Raw genomic sequence first — 17188 nt, 5'->3', positions numbered from 1 at the left:
GGACTGGAGGCGCGAGGGGCGGCGGCCGGCCGGAGCCGGGTGCGGGCGCCGCCGCCGCGCCGGGATGCGCTGTGTGCGGACGAACGAGTGGGTCCGGGTCAGAGGAGCCCGTGCCGGGTGGCGGCGGCCTTCACCGCGTCGCGCAGTTCGTCCATGTCGATGATGCTGTTCAACACGACCACGTCGCCCAGTCCCTGGGTGGCGTCCTCCAGGTCCTTCGCGACGAAGAACACGTCGGCGCTGCCCGGTCCGGCGGAGCTGATGTCGGAGTGCTCGACGGTGACGTCCGAGAGCCCCAGCTCACCGACGATGGCCTCGATGTTCATGCGCACCATGAAACTGCTGCCGAGTCCGGTGCTGCACATGGCCAGGAACTTCATTGGGACTCCTCGAACTGAGTGATCAACTTGGCGACATCGGGCGCGGAAGGGGCGTCTCGCAGAGCTTGACGCGTGGGGGCGTCCGACAGGATGCGGGCGAGGGACGCCATGGCGCTCATATGCGCCTCGGCGTCGACCGCCGCGAAGCAGAAATAGAGGTCGACCGCGTGCTCCGGTTGGTCGAGCAACGGGGCGGGCTCGCGCAGCCGGAGCATGGAGATGGCGGTGCGTACGGCCCCGTTCTCGGGCCGCGCGTGGGCCAGGGCGATGCCGTGGCCCAGATCGATGTACGTTCCGCCGGCCGCGATCGACTCCAGCATGGCCTGGACGTAGCCGGGGGTGATGTCACCCGCGTCGAGGAGCGGCCGGGCGACCTGGGTCACGGCCTCTCGCCAGGTCAGCCTGTCCTGGGAGAAACGTATCTTCTCCTCGGTCAAAAGATCACTCAGCATGTGCACCTACGTGGTTGTTCTCAAGGCCGCCGGGAACGCCTACTCGACATCGGCGACGATGTCGAAGGAGAGTTCCGCGGTCTCGGGGAGGAATTTCGACGTGCCGTGGATGACCGGTCTGCCGCCCGGCTCGAAGACACATGAGGTGGCCAGCAGCAGCGGAGACCCCTCGGCCACGCCCAGCAGGGCCGCCTCGCGCCCGTCGCAGATGTGCAGGCCCACGACGATCTCGTTGCGGGCGAGCAGCACATCATGGTGCGCACGCAGATAGGCGTAGAGCGACGTGGAGGTGAAGTCGGTGGTCAGGACATCCGGGAACCGCTCCTCCTCCACATACGACTCGGCCAGGTGGTGCACCACTCCGTTGACCCGGCGCACCCGTTCCAGCCGGATGACCGACGCGGCCCGGCTGATGTCGAGTGCGTCCGCCAGCCGCGCCCCGGCCCGCATACGCTCCTGAGCGACCACCTCGGAGGTGACGGTGTGACCCTGGCGAGCCAGTTGCGTATGGAAGCCGGTCACCTCGTTCACGAACCGCTCGCGGTGCTTCAGGTTGTAGCGCGGGTGGGTCACGAAGGTGCCACGGCCGTGCTCCCGCACGAGGTATCCGTCCTGGACCAGCTCGTCCACGGCGCGACGCAGTGTGATGCGGCTCACTTCATACTCCGCGCACAGCACACTCTCGGCGGGCAGCTGTCCACCGACGGGCAGGTCACGGACGCGGCGCAGGAGATGGTCACGCACTTGCGCGTACTTGTGCCCCGCCATCCCTGATCTCCTCATCGAGTTCATGTGTCATCGAGACGTCATGATGACTACAGGTTGCTGAACGCGTCAATAGTCGCAACCGAAGCGAAATGCGAGCACCGGTCGGCGCCCATGCTCCGGAGCACCCGCCCGTGACTCTCCGCTGAGCTGTGAGGTTCCCCTCCCGGCGGATCCCTGGCGCCTACACGGAGATATCGACTACGTTTCCGAAGTCATCATGACGTCATGATATCTCCAAGGAGTCTCCGTGACTTTCGCAACAGAGCAGACGGCCATGCCCTCCCAAGGCCGGGCCGGGCGCGTGCTCGACGAGGCGGACGAGCGGGCCATCGCCGCAGCGCGAGCCCTGGCGGTGGACGCGGTCGAGGCAGCCGGCTCCGGCCATCCGGGCACCGCGCTGGCTCTGGCCCCCGTCGCCCACCTGCTGTTCCAGCGCCACATACGGCACGATCCCGCGAACGCCTCATGGGAGGGGCGCGACCGCTTCGTGCTCTCGTGCGGGCACGCGAGCATCCTGCAGTACACGCAGCTCTGCCTCACCGGCTACGGGCTGGAACTGGACGACCTGCGGCACTTCCGACGACTCGGATCCCTCACACCGGGCCACCCCGAGTACGGGCACACCACCGGGGTGGAAACCACAACCGGGCCGCTGGGCCAGGGGGTTGCCACCGCCGTCGGTATGGCCATGGCCCTGAAACGGGACCAGGGCCGGCTGGCGGGGGCCGACGCGACCGCGGACGGCGTTCCCGCCCGCACCGTATGGGTGCTGTGCTCCGACGGCGATCTCCAGGAAGGCATCTCCTACGAGGCCGGGGCCCTGGCTGGACGCCATCGGCTGGACAACCTGGTGGTGATCTGGGACGACAACAGCATCCAGATCGAGGGTTCCACGGGCCTGACCACCCGGGAGGACACCGTCGCCCGCTTCACCGCCCAAGGCTGGTTCGTACAGACGGTGGGTCTCGGTGCCGACGGTGACATCGACACCGACGCCCTCGACACCGCGCTGACCACCGCCCGCGCGCACACCGGCCGGCCCAGCCTCATCGCCCTGAAGTCGCAGATCGCCTTCCCCGCCCCGAACGCGACCAACACAGCCGCGTCGCACGGCGCCCCCCTGGGCATGGCCGAAGTGGCCGCGCTCAAGGCCCGGTTGGGCATCGCCGACGATCCGTTCACCGTACCGGCGGAGGTGTTGCGGCACACCAGGCGCGCGGTCTCCCGAGGGGCCGAACTGCACCGCGCCTGGGACACGGCACTCGCCGAGTGGGCGGCCGCACACCCCGAGCGTGCCCGGGCACGCGCACACGCCATCCGGCCCATCGACACCGCCGGGGCCGCGGACGCCCTCCCGTCGTTTGAGCCGGGAACCCTCGTCGCACCGCGGGACGCCTCCGGCAACGTCATCCAGTCCCTGGCCGACACGCTGCCACGGCTGTGGGGTGGTTCGGCCGACCTCGGCGACAGCAACCGCACGACCATCACCTCCGGCGGTTCGTTCCTGCCGGCCGACGAGCCGGCCGACGTCCCGGCCGACGAGCCGACCGGCGAGGGCAGCGGGCAGGGTCTCCACGGCCGCAATATCCACTGGGGCGTTCGCGAGCACGCGATGGCCGCCGCGTTGAACGGCATCTCCCTCGTCGGCTACGACACCCCGTTCGCCGGCACCTTTCTGGTGTTCAGCGACTACCAGCGGCCCTCCCTGCGGCTCGCCGCCCTCATGAGCCTCCCGGTGGTCCACATCTGGACGCATGACTCCGTGGCCCTCGGCGCGGACGGCCCCACCCATCAGCCGGTGGAACACCTCGCCGCGCTGCGGGCCATGCCGGGTCTGTCGGTGGTCCGCCCAGCCGATGCCACCGAGACCGCGGCTGCCTGGCTCAGCGCGCTCGGCCGCACCGGGCCGGTCGGACTGGTACTGGCCCGTCAGGCGCTGCCCGTACTGCCGACACCGGCCGACGAGGTGCGCGAGGGAGTGACCCGCGGTGCCTATGTGGTGGCCGACACCGACGGCGCCGTGGATGTGGTGCTCCTGGCCAGCGGCAGTGAGGTGCCACTCGCCCTGGAGGCCAGGAACGCGCTCGCCCAGCGAGACGTGGCGGCGAGGGTCGTCTCCGTTCCGTGCAAGGAATGGTTCACCGAACAGGACGCCGCGTACCGTGACGCGGTGCTCCCACCGTCCGTCCGGGCCCGTGTCGTCGTCGAGGCCGCGTGTGCCTTCGGCTGGCACGACCTGCTCGGCGAGTACGGCCGCACCGTGACCGTCGACGGCTTCGGAACCTCCGCTCCCGCGGCACAGGCGATGGCCGCGGTCGGCATGACCGAAGGCGCCGTCGTAGCGGCCGCCCTGGAATCCCTCTCCGCCGCGAGCTCCTGAACACCGTCGGCGGCCAAGGCCCGAGCCGTAAGGGCGGCCCGCCCCGCGCGCGACCACGCCGGCCACGCCCAGCAGTCCGACTCCCTCCCCCAGACAAAGGAGCACCCACGATGCCCCAGCGTGTCGTCACCATCGGTTCCCGCAGCGGGCTGCACGCCCGACCCGCGACCGCGTTCGTCCAAACCGCCGCCAAGCAGCCGGTCAAGGTGACCATCGCCCGCGACGGCCGGGACCCCGTCGACGCGCGCAGTCTGCTGTCCGTACTGGCGCTGGGAGCCGCTCACGGCGACTCGGTGGTGCTGGCCGCCGAGGGGGACGGCGCGGAGGCGGCCCTGGAGGAGTTGGCCGTCCTGCTCACCCGTGACCACGACGCCCGGCAAGAGGGATGACACCCGAGTCCGCCCCACTGCCCCCGCCCTGCGGCCGCCCGCGGCGACAGCAGGGCGGGGCACCGTCGATATCCCCCGTGCGAAGCGAGGTCATCGTGAACACGCGCCCACGCCGTGCCCTGCGTGACACCCGGCTCGTCATCTTCGACTGCGACGGAGTTCTGGTGGACACCGAACGCATAGGCCCCGCGATTGTGGCGGAGATGGCCACGGAGGTCGGCTGGCCCCTCACGCCCGCGCAGGTACGGCAACGGTTCCTCGGCAGGCCCGAATCGTATCTGTACGAGCAGGTCCGCGCCCACGCCACCGTCCCGCTCGGTCCCGACTGGCTCGGCGTCTACCGAAACCGGGTCCGCGACGCATTCGCCGCCCGACCGCACACCATGCCCGGTGTCCGGGAACTGCTGGACTTCCTCGACCTGCGCCAACTCCCCTACTGCGTCGCTTCCAGCGGCAGCCACGAGCGCATCGAACACTCCCTGACGGCCACCGGACTCATCGAACGGTTCACCGGCAAGGTGTTCAGCGCCGATGATGTCCCCCGCGGCAAACCCGCCCCGGACCTCTTCCTCCACGCGGCCCACAGCCAAGGCTGCCCCCTGCCGACTGCCTCGTCGTCGAGGACAGCCCGGCCGGCGTGGACGCCGCTCTCGCGGCAGGCATGCCCGCCGTCGGCTACAGCGGCGGTCCCACCGAACCCGGCGTCCTCTCACACGCCACGCTCGGCGTCATCCCGGACCTCACGCACCTCATGGACACCACGGCCGGCTGACGAGCCACACTCCCCCGGCGCGGCGCGCCACTCCGGCTCCGGCATCGACGAGGCCCTGTGATGGGCGAACTGCTCAACCGTGCTGCTCTGAAACGGCACCGCTTCCGAGCTGCCACATTTCGTAGTTCCCGCATTCTGCCGTGATCTCGGCCGCCGCCTGAGCCGCGGTGAAGAAGTCGTCGACCAGCGGCGAGGCGTGCGATACCGCCACCGCGAGGCACACCTGGTCGGGCGCCAGGTCCGGGACGGGCACATAGCTGACGTCCGGATGTGAGTAGAACACGGTCGCCGAACGGGCCAGGAAAGAGATGCCCCGGCCGGCCGCGACATGCTCGAGCGTCTCGTCCACCCCGCGCACCAGGTACCCGGCGTTCGGGTGCGGGCGCCTGGTGGGCTGCGTGCTCGTGTCGGCATGCCAGACCAGCGGCTCGCCGGCCAGGTCGGCCTCGGTGATCTGCTCCCGGCCGGCCAGTCGGTGGCCGGCGGGCAGCACCGCCACCCGCGGCTCGGTGTACAGCGGGGCGACGCGCAGGCCGGCCTCGTCGATGGGCAGCCGCACATAGCCGACGTCGATGCGGCCGTCGAGCAGCATCGGCGCCTGGTCGTCCCATTCGATCCGCTGCACGTCCACCAGAACGTCCGGGTGCCGGTCGCCGAACCGCCGGGGCGACCGCGATGCCTGCCCGGAAGCCGACCATGAGCCGCCGGCTGCCCCGTGCGGCCACGGTCACCCGGCGGCGGACCGCGTGCGCGGAGGCCAGCAGCGGGGTGGCGTCGGTCAGCAGTTGCCTGCCGGCGTCGGTCAGCTCCACGCCGTGGCTGTCCCTTGTCAGCAGCGGAGTGCCGAGATCCTGTTCCAGCGCGCGGATCTGCCGGCTGAGCACCGGCTGCGCGATGTGCAGCTCATCGGCGGCGCGGCCGAAGTGGAGCTTGTCGGCGACGGCGACGAAGTAGCGCAATTTGCGCAGGTCCAGATCCATGGAGCCTCCCGGTCCGGCGATGCCTTCAGGGTATCGCAGCCGCTGAAAGAGGTCTTGGACACTCGCTCATGCCAATGACAACCTCAAATAGGTACCCGATGGGGCCGCGAATTCGACACAAGAATTCGGCGTCGGGATGACCGTTGGCAACGACGGGGCGGGAATGGCTTCCTATCCGGCTCCAGAAAGCAGGCACACCAATGAGCAGCATGCGCGTTTTGGTCACTGGCGGGACCGGCCATTCCGGTTCGCACATCATCCCCGAGCTCATCGCCGCCGGACACGAGGTCACCGGCCTGGCCCGGTCGGACACGGCCGCGGCGGCGGTGTCCGCGCTCGGCGCGAAGGTGCGCCGCGGCGACCTCGAGGATCTCGACGGGCTCAAGGAGGCGGCCACGGACTCCGACGGCGTCATCCACGTCGCGCACCGGCAGGACCTGCTTCCGTCCGGCGGGATGGACGCCGTGTCCGCCGCGGAGCTCCCGCTCGTGCTCGCGTACGGCGAGGCACTCGAGGGAACCGGAAAGCCGCTGGTCGTGGCGGGAAGCATAGGCTCCCCCGGGAACAGGGGGAGCCTGGGCCGGCCGGCCACCGAGGAGGACCCGGCCCTTCCCGCCGGCGATGAGCACAAGGGCACCCTGCGGGCTCGTAACGTCGTGGAAGCCACCGTGGTCGGCCTCGCCGAGCGGGGAGTGCGGTCTTCGGTCGTGCGGATTCCCCCCATCATGCACAGCACGGCCGATGCGGGCTTCCTCCCCACGCTGATCGCGGTCGCGAAGGAGAAAGGCTTCGCCGGCTACCCCGCGGACGGCGCGAACCTGTGGGGCGCCGTGCACGTCCGCGATGCCGCCTCGGTGTTCCGCCTGGCGCTGGAGAAGGGCCCGGCCGGCAGGTACTGGCACGCGGTTGAGGACGAGGGCATCCCGCTCCGCGAGATCGCCGAGGCCATTGGCAGCCGTCTGGGCCTGCCCGCCATCAGCGTTCCCGCGGACGAGCTGATGCTGCCGGGATATTTCGGGTTCCTCACGGCTGTGGTCACGCTGGACCTCCCGGCGTCCAGCCTCATCACCCGGCAATCCCTCGGCTGGGAACCCACCCGGCCCGGCCTGCTCGCCGATCTGGACAACGGCCATTACTTCCCCGCCGGCTGACGGCAGACCCCGAATCATAATGAGCCCGGCACATCACCGATATACGGACCTTCTACAGGAAGCCGAGAATATGACGACTGTGGGATTCATCGGAAGCGGATACATCGGCGGTGCCATCGCGCGACTCGCCGTCGAGGCTGGGCACAAGGTCGTGCTGAGCAACTCGCGCGGTCCCGAAACGCTCGCGGACACGGCCGCGGAGCTGGGGCCGCGGGCGTCCGCGGCGACGAGCGGGGAGGCCGCGGCGGCCGGTGACATCGTCGTGGTCACGGTGCCGGTCAAGGCCTTCCCCGATTTGCCCGCCACGCCACTGGCCGGGAAGACGGTGATCGACACGTGCAACTACGGCCCCGAGCGCGACGGGCGCGTTCCCGAGCTCGACTGCGAGTCGCTCACCTCGAGCGAGCTGCTGCTGCGGTACATCCCGGACGCCATGCTCGTGAAGGCGTTCAACAACATCTTCTACAAGCACCTGCTGTCACTCGCCCGCCCCGAGGGGGCATCCGACCGCTCCTACCTGCCGATCGCCGGGGACTCCGCATCGGCGAAGGCGGCGGTAGCCGAATTCATCGAGTCCATCGGGTACAGCGTGGTGGACGCGGGACCGCTGGCCGACAGCTGGCGGCAGGCGACAGACACGCCGGTATGGGGAACCCCCTACGGGCCGTTCTCGAACGAGAAGGGCCAGCCAGCCGACGAGGACGCCATCCGCGCGGCACTGGCCGCCGCGACGCGGTGACCGCGAGCTGACACGGGCCACGGCATGGCCCGGCCGTGTTATCGCTCCGTCCGGCAGGCGTCGGACTCCGGCAGGCGTCGGACGGAGCCGGCCATTACAGCAATCAGGCGAAGCCGCGGGCCAGAATTGCCTTCAGGAGAGCTGCACTCCTAGCCGCACTCCTCACCTTGGGATCCGAGGGCTCAGCCGGGTGCGTACGGGAACTGATGTGGGGCCGCGGCCGACTATCCAGCCATGACAAGCAAACCCAGGCGCGCTCGAACAGCCGCCGTGTCCCGGCGCGCTGTCCTCGGGACCGGCATGGCCGCTGCGGCCGCGCTGCCACTCGCCGCGAGCGCGGCGGCAGCGTCCGCGCCGCAATCCGACATCCGCACCGTGAGGTCATCCGGGAAAGAGGAAGCCGCCATGGACATCGTGATCCCGCTCTACGACGACTACGAGCCGCTCGACGTGGTCGGACCCTACGAAGTCCTCGCCTACATGCCCGGCGCCTCCGTACGGTTCGTCGGAGCCGAGAAGGGCCCGGTGAAGGATGCGCTGGGGGCCCTGCCGACGTACGTCCCGGCCACGTACTCCGAGGTGGAGCGCTGTGACGTCCTGCTGATCCCGGGCGGGCGCAGCGTCGAGGCGATGGTGGCCGATGCCGATTTCCTCGCTTGGGTGCGCCGCGTCCACGCCCGCACCCGGTTCACCACCTCGGTCTGCACCGGGTCCCTGGTGCTGGGCGCCGCGGGCCTGCTGAAGGGCCTGACCGCCACCACCCACTGGAGCGGGGCGGAAGCGCTGGCGTCGTACGGCGCCGTCTACACCCCCCAACGTACGGTCCGACAGGGCAAGGTCATCACCTCGGCCGGCGTTTCCTCCGGTATCGACATGGCCCTCACTCTGGCCGCCTCGCTGACCGACGAGGTGACCGCCCAGGCGATTCAGCTGTGGATCGAGTACGACCCGCAGCCCCCCTTCGACTCCGGCTCGCTGGCCAAGGCATCTGACGCGGTGCGGAAGCGGGTCTTCGAACTGGGGAAGGAGCCGCCCCACAACGGCTGAGAGCACACTGCCGCGGCCGGGTGCGCACACGACATCAGGAGCCGTCCTGAACGCCCCGTTCACCGGGTTGTGTCGGCGGCAGCCCCGCAAGTCGGTCACGGCGCCCGGGTGGAAACGCACAGCCACGGCGAGGTAGCTGTCCCGGGGATGACTGCCTTGATGCCGCGTTTGCGCGGGCGGGCGCGGTTGCCGCAGGACGGGTAGGCCTTGTCCCCGGCGACCGCACCCGGGCGGACGCGGGGGTGTACGACGGGCCCGCGGACCCGCGTCCTCGCCGGCACGGAGTTGCTCGCTGCGGTGCGGGCGGCGCGCTCCCGCACCCCCCGCGGTGCGCCTGAGACATCGACACCAGGATCGACGACGTCACATACTGACCCTCGTCGAAATCTGACAACGGGGCCCTCCGCGTCCGGGCCTTCCAGGAAGGCGACTTCTGCCGCAATCACGATGAGGAATCGCAGTGAACGCACCTACGTCGCCGGCCGTTTGGGTGACCGGCGAGACCGTCGACGGCCGGTACCGGGTGATCGGCGAGCTTGGCCGGGGCGGGATGGGCGTCGTGCACCGGGTACAGCATCTGGCCTGGGGCATCGACATGGCGGTGAAGAGTTCGCGGCCCGAGCTGTTCCGGAGCCCCGGCGATCAGGAGCTGTTCGTCAGGGAGGCCGAGGCGTGGGTGTCCCTCGGGCTCCATCCGAACGTCTGCGCCTGCCATTACGTGCGGGTGATCGACGGTGTCCCCCGTGTGTTCGCCGAGTACGTCGACGGCGGCAGCCTGGCCGAGTGGATCGGCGACGGGCGGCTCCACGCCGGGGACGCGCGGCAGGCCCTCGCCCGTGTTCTCGACACGGCGGTCCAAGCGGCCCGTGGGCTCGAGCACGCCCATGGCAGAGACCTGGTGCACCAGGACGTGAAACCGGCCAACATTCTGCTCGACGGCACGGGCACCGCGAAGATCACCGACTTCGGTCTCGCCCGGTCCAAGGCCACCACGGCCCCGGCAGACCTCCACGTGGCGCCGTACGCAAGCGTGTTGGTGCCGTTCGGCGGCATGACGGTCGGCTACGCGTCCCCGGAGCAGCTCGCGGGCGAGCCCGTCGGGCGGCGCAGCGACGTCTACAGTTTCGCGGTCTCGGTCCTGGAGATGTTCACCGGCGGTGTGCATTGGGCGGCTGGTTCGGTCGCCGGTCTCGCACTGGAGGATTACCTGGCCGACCCCTCGAATCCGGTCGCGGCGCCGCCGGAGGTCGCCCACCTGCTCCGGCGCTGCCTGCGGCAGCACCCGGCCCAGCGGCCGGCCTCGATGGCGGACATCGCGGATGTACTGACCGGGATCTACGAGCAGGCGACCGGCTCGGCGTATCCGCGCCCCCCGTCGCAGGCCGCCGATCTGCGGGCCGACGAGCTCAACAACCGTGGCCTGTCGCTCCTCGACCTGGACCGGGCCGCCGACGCCGAGCGCGCCTTCGACCAGGCGCTCGCGGTCGACCCGCACCACGTCGGGGCCGTGTACAACGGTGGCCTGTTCCGGTGGCGTACGGGGGCGATCACCGATGGGGAACTCGCCGCCCGGTTGGAGGCGATCCCACGTGGGTCCGGCGCGTCCTCCTGGCAGGTGCGGCTGTTTCTGGCCCGGGTCCATCTCGAACGCGGCGACCTCGCGGCGGCACACGACCTGCTCGACGCCCTCGCGCGCGAACGGCCCGACGACCCCGGCGTACGGGCGGCGCTGCGGGTGGCGGCCTCCGGAACCGTGGCCGATGCCCGCCACACCGGCACCCGCGAGTTTCGCGAGCCGTTCGCGGTGCCGACCGCGCCGGTGAAACTGCTCGCCCGGCACGAGGTGATGGGCTACCTGCCGATCCGGTTCACTCCCGACGGACGCCTCGCGCTGAGCGGCCACTGGGACGGCGTGCTCCGGCTGTGGGACACGGCGACCCGCGCACAGCGGTTGGCGGTCAGGGGCCACCGCACGCAGGTGCTCGGCGTCGACCTCACCCCCGACGGCTCGTACGCACTGTCCACGAGCCGCGACGGCACGGTGCAGTTCTGGGATCTCGGGGCAGGCGAATGTACCCGCGTCATCCGCTCCGCCGCACGCGCCACGGGGTGCCCGGTCAGGTTGAGCGCCGACGGACGCATCGGTGTGTGGCAGGGCGTGGACGGGCGCGTCCAGGTCTGGGAACCGCCCCGCAACTGCAGGAACGCCCGAGTCGACGGGGTCCGTTCGGCGACGTTGCGCAGATACGCCTCGACCAACCGCACCAGATGGTCCAGGCCGTTCCCCTCGTACTCCGGGATGTCGAACCTCTGCCCCGCGTCGACCACTGCTTCCAGGAGTCGTTCACGACTGCCGAACTGGTGATACACGATCCCCCGGCTGTACCCCGCGGCTTCCCCCACCTGAGCGAGGGTGACGCCGCGTGAGCCATTGCGAGCGATAAGGGCCACCGCGGCCTCCAGCACACGCCGCTCGGTCTCGGCACGTCGCTGTTCCTGCGTCCGTCGGCGCGGGGTGTCCGTCACTTTCGGGTCTCCTGGGGGCTCGGCCGTCGTTCTGGATGGCGGACGCAGTACCGCAGTGGCACGTGTCATGAGCACCGGGTGGTTCGATCGCCGAGGTGGCTACGGGTGGGGACCCTACTCGCCGGATCGAGTGGGACGCGCTCGGAGCACCTTCACGCAAGATAGAACATCCGGTATTGACACAGGCTCCCACCACCGGCCACACACGTTCTCGCGGCCTCCCCCGTGCGCCTGGAGCCTGTCCGGATCAAACGCCGACCAGCCGTCGCAGGCCTCATCGACGAGGAGGCACCGCGCATCACGCGGCGCCTCCCGGCGGATCCCGATCGGATCAGGCGCTGACCAGGAGCCAGCCCCCGAGGCCACTGCACATGCTCGCGTTATAGGCATCGGTGCGGAAGCCGGCCGGCGCGGCCACACCAGGGCAGATGTACTGGCCGACGCGGGCCTGTTGCTGGAACCACGAGCCGATATTGCCACAGGCATTGCTTATGTGGCCGGTGAGCACGTAACCGGAGGGGATCGGCGAGCCCGCGCAGACCCACTGGCCATCACGGGCCGTCTCCAGGAACCAGGTGTCGATGTTGCTGTTGCAGCCATTGGCCGTGTGGAGAGTGATCACATAGCCGGCAGGGATCGGCGAGGTGGCACACACCCAGATCCCGTTCTGCACGGGCTGGATGTACCAGGCACCCGCACCGTTGCACCCGTTCGCGGCGCGGAGGGTGACCACATAGCCATCCGGTATGGGCGTGCCGGGGCAGACCCATCCGGGGGACGCCTGAGTGGTGGCAGCGCCCTGCGCCGTCTGGGGCGCCGCACTGGCCGTACCGACGGCCGTGCCGGTGAGGACGGCCGCCAGCAGCGCGACCACGCCCACCGCGGCGGCGAGCCGGCTCCGGGCCGCCACCGCCAAAAGTCGTCTCAACAGTTGACCAAACTTGATCTTCACTTCACACCAGTCCAATCGACGGATCTACGAAGCGCCGCATAGGGAGGCAACCGCCGTATGGGCGAGACGCTAGCGAGAAGTGCGCGTGATCACTTCGTCTGCCGAGGCCAAGTTCGCGGTACCGCTTCGCCCATCGAGGACAGCTCAGGCTCTGCGGCAAGGTACGCGCGGGCACCGACCGCCAGCGGTACGGCCCCCACAACTCCCCGACCGCGGTGGACGCCGCGGGGCTCGCCTTGCAGGTTCGATCGCGGGACAACTACCCATGTCCGCGACGAGGTGTGCTGTTGGAAGGCAGCCGCTCGGGCGCACTGCGCTGTTGGTGTACCCAGCCGGCGAGCTGAGCGCGGGACCGGAAGCCCAGTTTCGCCAGGACACGCTCGATATGCCCTTCCGCGGTGCGTTGTGCGATGACCAGCTTGGTGGCGATCTCCCTGTTGCTCATGCCGAGGGCGGCCAACTCGGCCACCTCCCGCTCTCGCCGGGTCAGCGCTTGAGGGATGCTCCGACCGTGCCGCTCGGCTGACCGCCTGGTCGACGAAGTACCGGCCACTTGATCATCGACGACGTAGTCCAGTGCGTTCACCAGGGACAGATTCGCCGTACCCCGGAGGGCCCGTTGGAACGCCTTGGTGCCCAGCTCTCCGCGCACGTCCCGCTCGTACCGCTCGTGGGCTTCGGCCATGAAGGGCGCGGTGTGCAGGGATGCGCCAATCGATGCCCACAAGGACCGGACCACGCCGAAGAGCCCTGCCGCACGCTCCGGCATGCCGGTCTGGGCCGCGCTCCAGGCCGCGAGATCCACGCACATGGCGATATCCCACCAGTCGTTGAAGGGGCGGAGCAGCCCGACGGCGTTCCGGGCCAGTGTCCCCGCCGTCGAGAATTCGTCCCTGTGCCAGCACAGCAGCGCCCTGGTGAAGAGATTGAACCCCCTCAGCCACGACTCACCATGCTTCGAGATGACCGCTTCGCACTCATCACACAGGGCGGCGGCACGGGGAAGATCTCCGACGAACGCAAGGGCGAGTGCCAGCTTCGTCGTGCACTCGGTAGTGCCCCCGATGTCGCCGAGCTCGCGCAAAGCGGTCGCGGCTTGCTCGAACAGCGCGGCGGCCTGGGCGATGTCGCCGTTCCAGGTGGCGGCCACCGCGCGGTGGTGGCATACCCAGGCCAGAGTGGACCGGTCCCCCATGCGTGCGGCAAGGGTCTGGGCCTCATCGAGGATCCCCAGTATGTCTTCCGCGGTCCCTTGCAGAATTCCCAGATAGGCGTGGGTCGCCAGAGCCGAGGCACGGATCGCGGACGCCGCCCCGTTGGCCCTGTCGGCTTCCAGCAGGCGGGAGAGCCAGTCTCGGCCCTCGCCCAAAGAGCCACAGGAGATCCAGTAATGACGCGGAGCCACCGCCAGGGCCAGACCCGCTGTCGCCTCACCGGGAGTCTGCAGACAGAACTCCAGTGCCACGCGGAGATTGGGGTGGTCGCCACGCAGCCGCGCGAACCATGCCTCCTGCTCGGGCCCGAACCACTGGGCTTCGGCCCGCGCGGTGAGGCCGAGATAGTGGTCTCGGTGGCGGCGGCGGAAACGGGTCAAGGCGCCGGCTCCGGACAATCGCTCTTGGCCGTACTCGCGAAGGGTTTCAAGCATCCGGTAGCGGGCCCGCCCAGAGTGCTCGGAACGGCTCAGAACCGACTTCTCCACCAGGCCGTTCACCACCTCGACCAGCGTGTCCGCAGCCAGGCCCTCGCCGGCGCACACGGCTTCCGCGGCGCACAGATCGAAGTCTCCGGAGAAGACAGACGCACGCGCCCAAAGCGCCTGTTCCTGCTCCGTGCACAGCTCGTAGCTCCAGTCGACGAGGCCGCGCAACGTCCGCTGGCGTGGCAAGGCGGCGCGGCTGCCCAGCCGCAACAGACTGAAACGGTCCTCCAGGCGGGAGAGGATCTCCTGCACCGTCAGCGTGCGCATCCAGGCCGCGGCGAGTTCGATCGCCAGTGGAATCCCTTCCAGTGCGTGCACCAGACGCGTCACCGCCTCGGCGTTCTCGCGGCCCACCTGGAAGCCGGGAGCAATGGCCGCGGCACGCTGTTCGAACAGGACGACAGCCGGGTACCGCAACAGGTCGCTCGCCGAAGTGCGGCGGCCAGGGACAGGGGTGGGCAACGGCGGCACCGAGAAGGTCTGTTCCCCGGTGATCCCCAGTACCTGCCGACTGGTCACCAGGATGCGCACCGCCGGTGCGGCCCGCAGCAGCGTGTCCACCGTGGCGACACACGCATCGACAAGGTGCTCGCAGTTGTCCAGGACGAGCAGTAGCCGTTTGTCACGGAGATGGTCCACGACCATGTCGAGCGCCGCGTGTCCCGGCCTGTCGGGGAGCCTCAAACAGGCGGCAATGTTCCAGAGGACCAGCTCCCCCTCACGGACAGTCGCGAGCTCCACCACGTGCACCCCGTCGGGGAACATGTGGCCAACCTTGGCAGCGGTATCCAGAGCCAACCGGGTTTTGCCCACGCCCCCGACTCCGGTCAGGGTCACCAGGCGCGACAGTGAGAGTCGCCGTCTGACCAGAGTCGTCTCACGGCGACGACCGATCAAAGGGGTGAGATCAGCGGGCACCCCGGTCACCTCCATAACGTCGTCAACCCTGGCTGGTTCCGCAAGCCTGGCAATATATCCGAGCCCGGAACTTGCGGTGCCGGCTACGGCTTTGGGACACGTGTGGATCCCCCCTCGAATGTCACCGGCCATACGTGGGCGAGCCGAGCCCGGAGTCACCAATTCCTTGAAGGACGCGACTGGACTGCGTGCCGTCGAGGATCAGACGTCCGGCACGTCGCCGACGCCGCATGACGCGGACACGGGTAGTTGTCCCCTGATCGAGCCCGCCGTGCATGCGAAAGACTCAGCACGGCAGCGCACGCACGGGCCCGGCACACGGGCCGGCCTCAGACGAGGTCCGAGTGGTCGAAAGGGCGATATCGGTGGCGCTCAGCGATGAGGGCGACGAGGCCGGGTACGAGACCTCCCTGCCGGTGTCGGCCCGGCAACAGGCGGGGTTACGGGAACTCGCCGAGCAGATCCGCCCCCGCCTCGACTCGCTGGTGGCGCGGATGGTTCTGACATACAAGGCGCAGATCCCGCAGTACGCGGCCATCACGGATCCCTTGGTGCTGGCGGACATGAAGGCCGTATCACTCGCCGGCATACGGTGCTGGATCGAAGCACTCGATCTGTCCCGGCCCATAGACGAGGACCTGCTGCTTCCTGTACTGGAGGCGAGGAGGCGGCGGGCGCTGCAGGGCGTGGGCAGGGAGGCCATGCTGCGCGCCTACCGGATCGCCACCCACACGGTGTGGCAGGAGATCCTCGAATTGCCGGTCGATCAGGAACTGGTGGCTCCGTTGTCGAGGCGCATGCTCGAGTTCGTGGACCGGCTGACCACCGCGACCGAGGAGGCGCACACCACCGAGGCTCTCCAGGCCAGTCGGGTACCGGCGGCAGGCCGCTCCGCTCTGTTCGAAGCGATCCTGGCCGACCAGCACCGGGAACAGCACCATCACGCGGACGTGCTGGAGTCGGACCACTGTGTGGTGGTGCTCGACGTGCTGCCGAGCACCACCAGGCTGTCCCTGGACGAGCTGGCCGCAGGGCTCGTCCGGGAGGCGTGGGCGACGTACTGGACCACTCGTCACCGCAGTGTCCTGGCCGCCTGCCCGGTGCACCAGGGGGGACGACGCCAGCTTTTGCACCGGCTGGAGCGCTTCGCGCACACCCGCGCTCCTCTGGGTGTCGCAGTGGGCGGGGTCGCGAGAGGGACGACGCAGATACGCCAGAGCCATCGCGAGGCGCTCCAGGCCCTGCGCATCGGGGGGCGGCTGGACAAGGCTGCCACCCGCGTATGTGACTACCAGGAACTCGCGCCCCTGGCGGCACTGGTCGCCGACCCCGAGCAGGCACGCCGCTTCGTACAAGGCTGTATGGAATCGCTCGGTCGCCTGGCCGAGCGAGCGTGGGTACTGCCCACGCTGGCGTCCTATCTGCGGCACCGGGGCAGGCTCAAGGCGGTTGCCGCGGATCTCGGCGTGCATCACAGTACGGTCAAGTACCGGGTAAACGAACTGCGCCCGTTCCTTGAGTCTCACGTCGATGACGGCGATCAGGCGGGCGCCGTCCTGCTGGCGATCCGGGCCCACGACTACCTCACCGCGGAGCGCGACCCCGTCCTCGGCGGAGGAACCCGTACCGATGGCTCGGCTTCGGCCGACGAGGTGCACACGCGCACCGCTGGTTGAGGTCGCGCCGGTACCGCCCGCGTTCCACGTTGTGGTGATGGTCAGCCGTCTCCGGGATCCGCAGGGCGTCCACCGCCGCCCGAGCGGACGCGACCGCACCCTGCGGAAGGGCCGCGCTCATCACCGGAACCTCGGTGCCGGGCCTGTTGCGGCTGACCGGCAGGAGAGCGCCGCGGCCCTGGCCAAACTCCGCCACGTCGTCGAGCAGACCTTCGCCCCGCTCCACCAGTTCAAGCGCCTGGCCGTGCGCCGGGAGCGCCGCCTCGAACTTCACGACGCCTGCGGCTCATGGGGCGGCAGCCTCATCTGGCGACGACGATTCGAGAAGGCCGGATCGTGATCACGTTACGGCCTCA

General features: G+C 69.7%; 14 protein-coding genes and 3 pseudogenes. 9 read left to right on the top strand and 8 right to left on the bottom strand.

Annotated features, from left to right (window positions below; all coding sequences use genetic code 11):
• Positions 1-98: 98 nt before the first annotated feature.
• The 3 genes from NP777_RS43320 to NP777_RS43310 are packed head-to-tail and all read right to left on the bottom strand — an operon-like array spanning position 99 to position 1600.
• A complete protein-coding gene (locus NP777_RS43320) occupies positions 99-380 on the bottom strand; it encodes a PTS sugar transporter subunit IIB (protein ID WP_256655697.1) in 282 nt (93 codons plus the stop codon).
• Positions 377-832, bottom strand: coding sequence for a PTS sugar transporter subunit IIA (locus tag NP777_RS43315; protein ID WP_256655696.1), 456 nt, complete (start codon positions 830-832; stop codon positions 377-379). Before NP777_RS43315 ends, NP777_RS43320 begins: the two co-directional genes overlap by 4 nt.
• Before the next feature lie 39 nt (positions 833-871).
• The gene (locus NP777_RS43310; protein ID WP_256655695.1) at positions 872-1600 is read right to left on the bottom strand and encodes a GntR family transcriptional regulator; all 729 of its coding nucleotides are present in this window, start codon (positions 1598-1600) and stop codon (positions 872-874) included.
• A gap of 274 nt (positions 1601-1874) precedes the next feature.
• On the opposite strand from NP777_RS43310, the gene NP777_RS43305 reads away from it, so the two are divergent.
• From NP777_RS43305 to NP777_RS48885, 3 genes are all read left to right on the top strand, one after another.
• On the top strand, positions 1875-3980 hold the full coding sequence (locus tag NP777_RS43305; RefSeq protein ID WP_256655711.1) for a transketolase family protein: 2106 nt from the start codon (positions 1875-1877) through the stop codon (positions 3978-3980).
• 110 nt (positions 3981-4090) lie between these two features.
• Positions 4091-4369 carry an HPr family phosphocarrier protein gene (locus tag NP777_RS43300; RefSeq protein ID WP_256655694.1) on the top strand — a complete coding sequence of 93 codons (279 nt, stop codon included), beginning with the start codon at positions 4091-4093 and terminating at the stop codon, positions 4367-4369.
• Between the two features lie 95 nt (positions 4370-4464).
• Entirely contained in the window at positions 4465-5202 is a 738-nt protein-coding gene (locus NP777_RS48885; RefSeq protein ID WP_449343563.1) for an HAD hydrolase-like protein, read from the top strand.
• Positions 5203-5214: 12 nt separating this feature from the next.
• Here NP777_RS48885 and NP777_RS43285 read toward each other — a convergent pair.
• Positions 5215-6121, bottom strand: a pseudogene (locus tag NP777_RS43285) (LysR family transcriptional regulator).
• A gap of 209 nt (positions 6122-6330) precedes the next feature.
• On the opposite strand from NP777_RS43285, the gene NP777_RS43280 reads away from it, so the two are divergent.
• The 3 genes from NP777_RS43280 (at position 6331) to NP777_RS43270 (ending at position 9058) form a co-directional block, all read left to right on the top strand.
• On the top strand, positions 6331-7272 hold the full coding sequence (locus NP777_RS43280) for an SDR family oxidoreductase (protein ID WP_256655693.1): 942 nt from the start codon (positions 6331-6333) through the stop codon (positions 7270-7272).
• 70 nt (positions 7273-7342) lie between these two features.
• On the top strand, positions 7343-8011 hold the full coding sequence (locus NP777_RS43275; RefSeq protein ID WP_256655692.1) for an NADPH-dependent F420 reductase: 669 nt from the start codon (positions 7343-7345) through the stop codon (positions 8009-8011).
• Between the two features lie 405 nt (positions 8012-8416).
• Positions 8417-9058: a DJ-1/PfpI family protein gene (locus NP777_RS43270; protein WP_256655691.1), complete on the top strand. Its 642-nt coding sequence runs from the start codon at positions 8417-8419 to the stop codon at positions 9056-9058.
• 143 nt (positions 9059-9201) lie between these two features.
• Here NP777_RS43270 and NP777_RS43265 read toward each other — a convergent pair.
• A pseudogene (locus NP777_RS43265) lies at positions 9202-9339 on the bottom strand (IS5 family transposase); the annotation flags it as partial.
• 179 nt (positions 9340-9518) lie between these two features.
• On the opposite strand from NP777_RS43265, the gene NP777_RS48335 reads away from it, so the two are divergent.
• Positions 9519-11423, top strand: coding sequence for a protein kinase domain-containing protein (locus tag NP777_RS48335; protein ID WP_256655690.1), 1905 nt, complete (start codon positions 9519-9521; stop codon positions 11421-11423).
• A 20-nt stretch (positions 11424-11443) separates the two neighbouring features.
• On the opposite strand, the pseudogene NP777_RS48765 reads toward NP777_RS48335, so the two are convergent.
• The 3 genes and pseudogenes from NP777_RS48765 to NP777_RS43250 all read right to left on the bottom strand — a co-directional run.
• A pseudogene (locus NP777_RS48765) lies at positions 11444-11653 on the bottom strand (hypothetical protein); the annotation flags it as partial.
• A 262-nt stretch (positions 11654-11915) separates the two neighbouring features.
• Positions 11916-12512: a hypothetical protein gene (locus NP777_RS43255; protein WP_256655689.1), complete on the bottom strand. Its 597-nt coding sequence runs from the start codon at positions 12510-12512 to the stop codon at positions 11916-11918.
• A 283-nt stretch (positions 12513-12795) separates the two neighbouring features.
• Positions 12796-15075 carry an ATP-binding protein gene (locus NP777_RS43250; RefSeq protein WP_256655688.1) on the bottom strand — a complete coding sequence of 760 codons (2280 nt, stop codon included), beginning with the start codon at positions 15073-15075 and terminating at the stop codon, positions 12796-12798.
• Positions 15076-15521: 446 nt separating this feature from the next.
• Here NP777_RS43250 and NP777_RS43245 point away from each other — a divergent pair, with 446 nt between their 5' ends.
• Together NP777_RS43245 and NP777_RS48760 are read left to right on the top strand one after the other, a co-directional pair.
• Positions 15522-16832 carry a PucR family transcriptional regulator gene (locus NP777_RS43245; protein WP_256655687.1) on the top strand — a complete coding sequence of 437 codons (1311 nt, stop codon included), beginning with the start codon at positions 15522-15524 and terminating at the stop codon, positions 16830-16832.
• A gap of 37 nt (positions 16833-16869) precedes the next feature.
• Positions 16870-17172: a hypothetical protein gene (locus NP777_RS48760; RefSeq protein WP_391858688.1), complete on the top strand. Its 303-nt coding sequence runs from the start codon at positions 16870-16872 to the stop codon at positions 17170-17172.
• Positions 17173-17188 lie beyond the last annotated feature (16 nt).

This window comes from Streptomyces rugosispiralis, from assembly GCF_024505145.1.
GTDB classification, from domain to species: domain Bacteria; phylum Actinomycetota; class Actinomycetes; order Streptomycetales; family Streptomycetaceae; genus Streptomyces; species Streptomyces rugosispiralis.
Note: the sequence above shows the minus strand (reverse complement) of the source record. Positions and strands in the feature narration are given on the sequence as shown.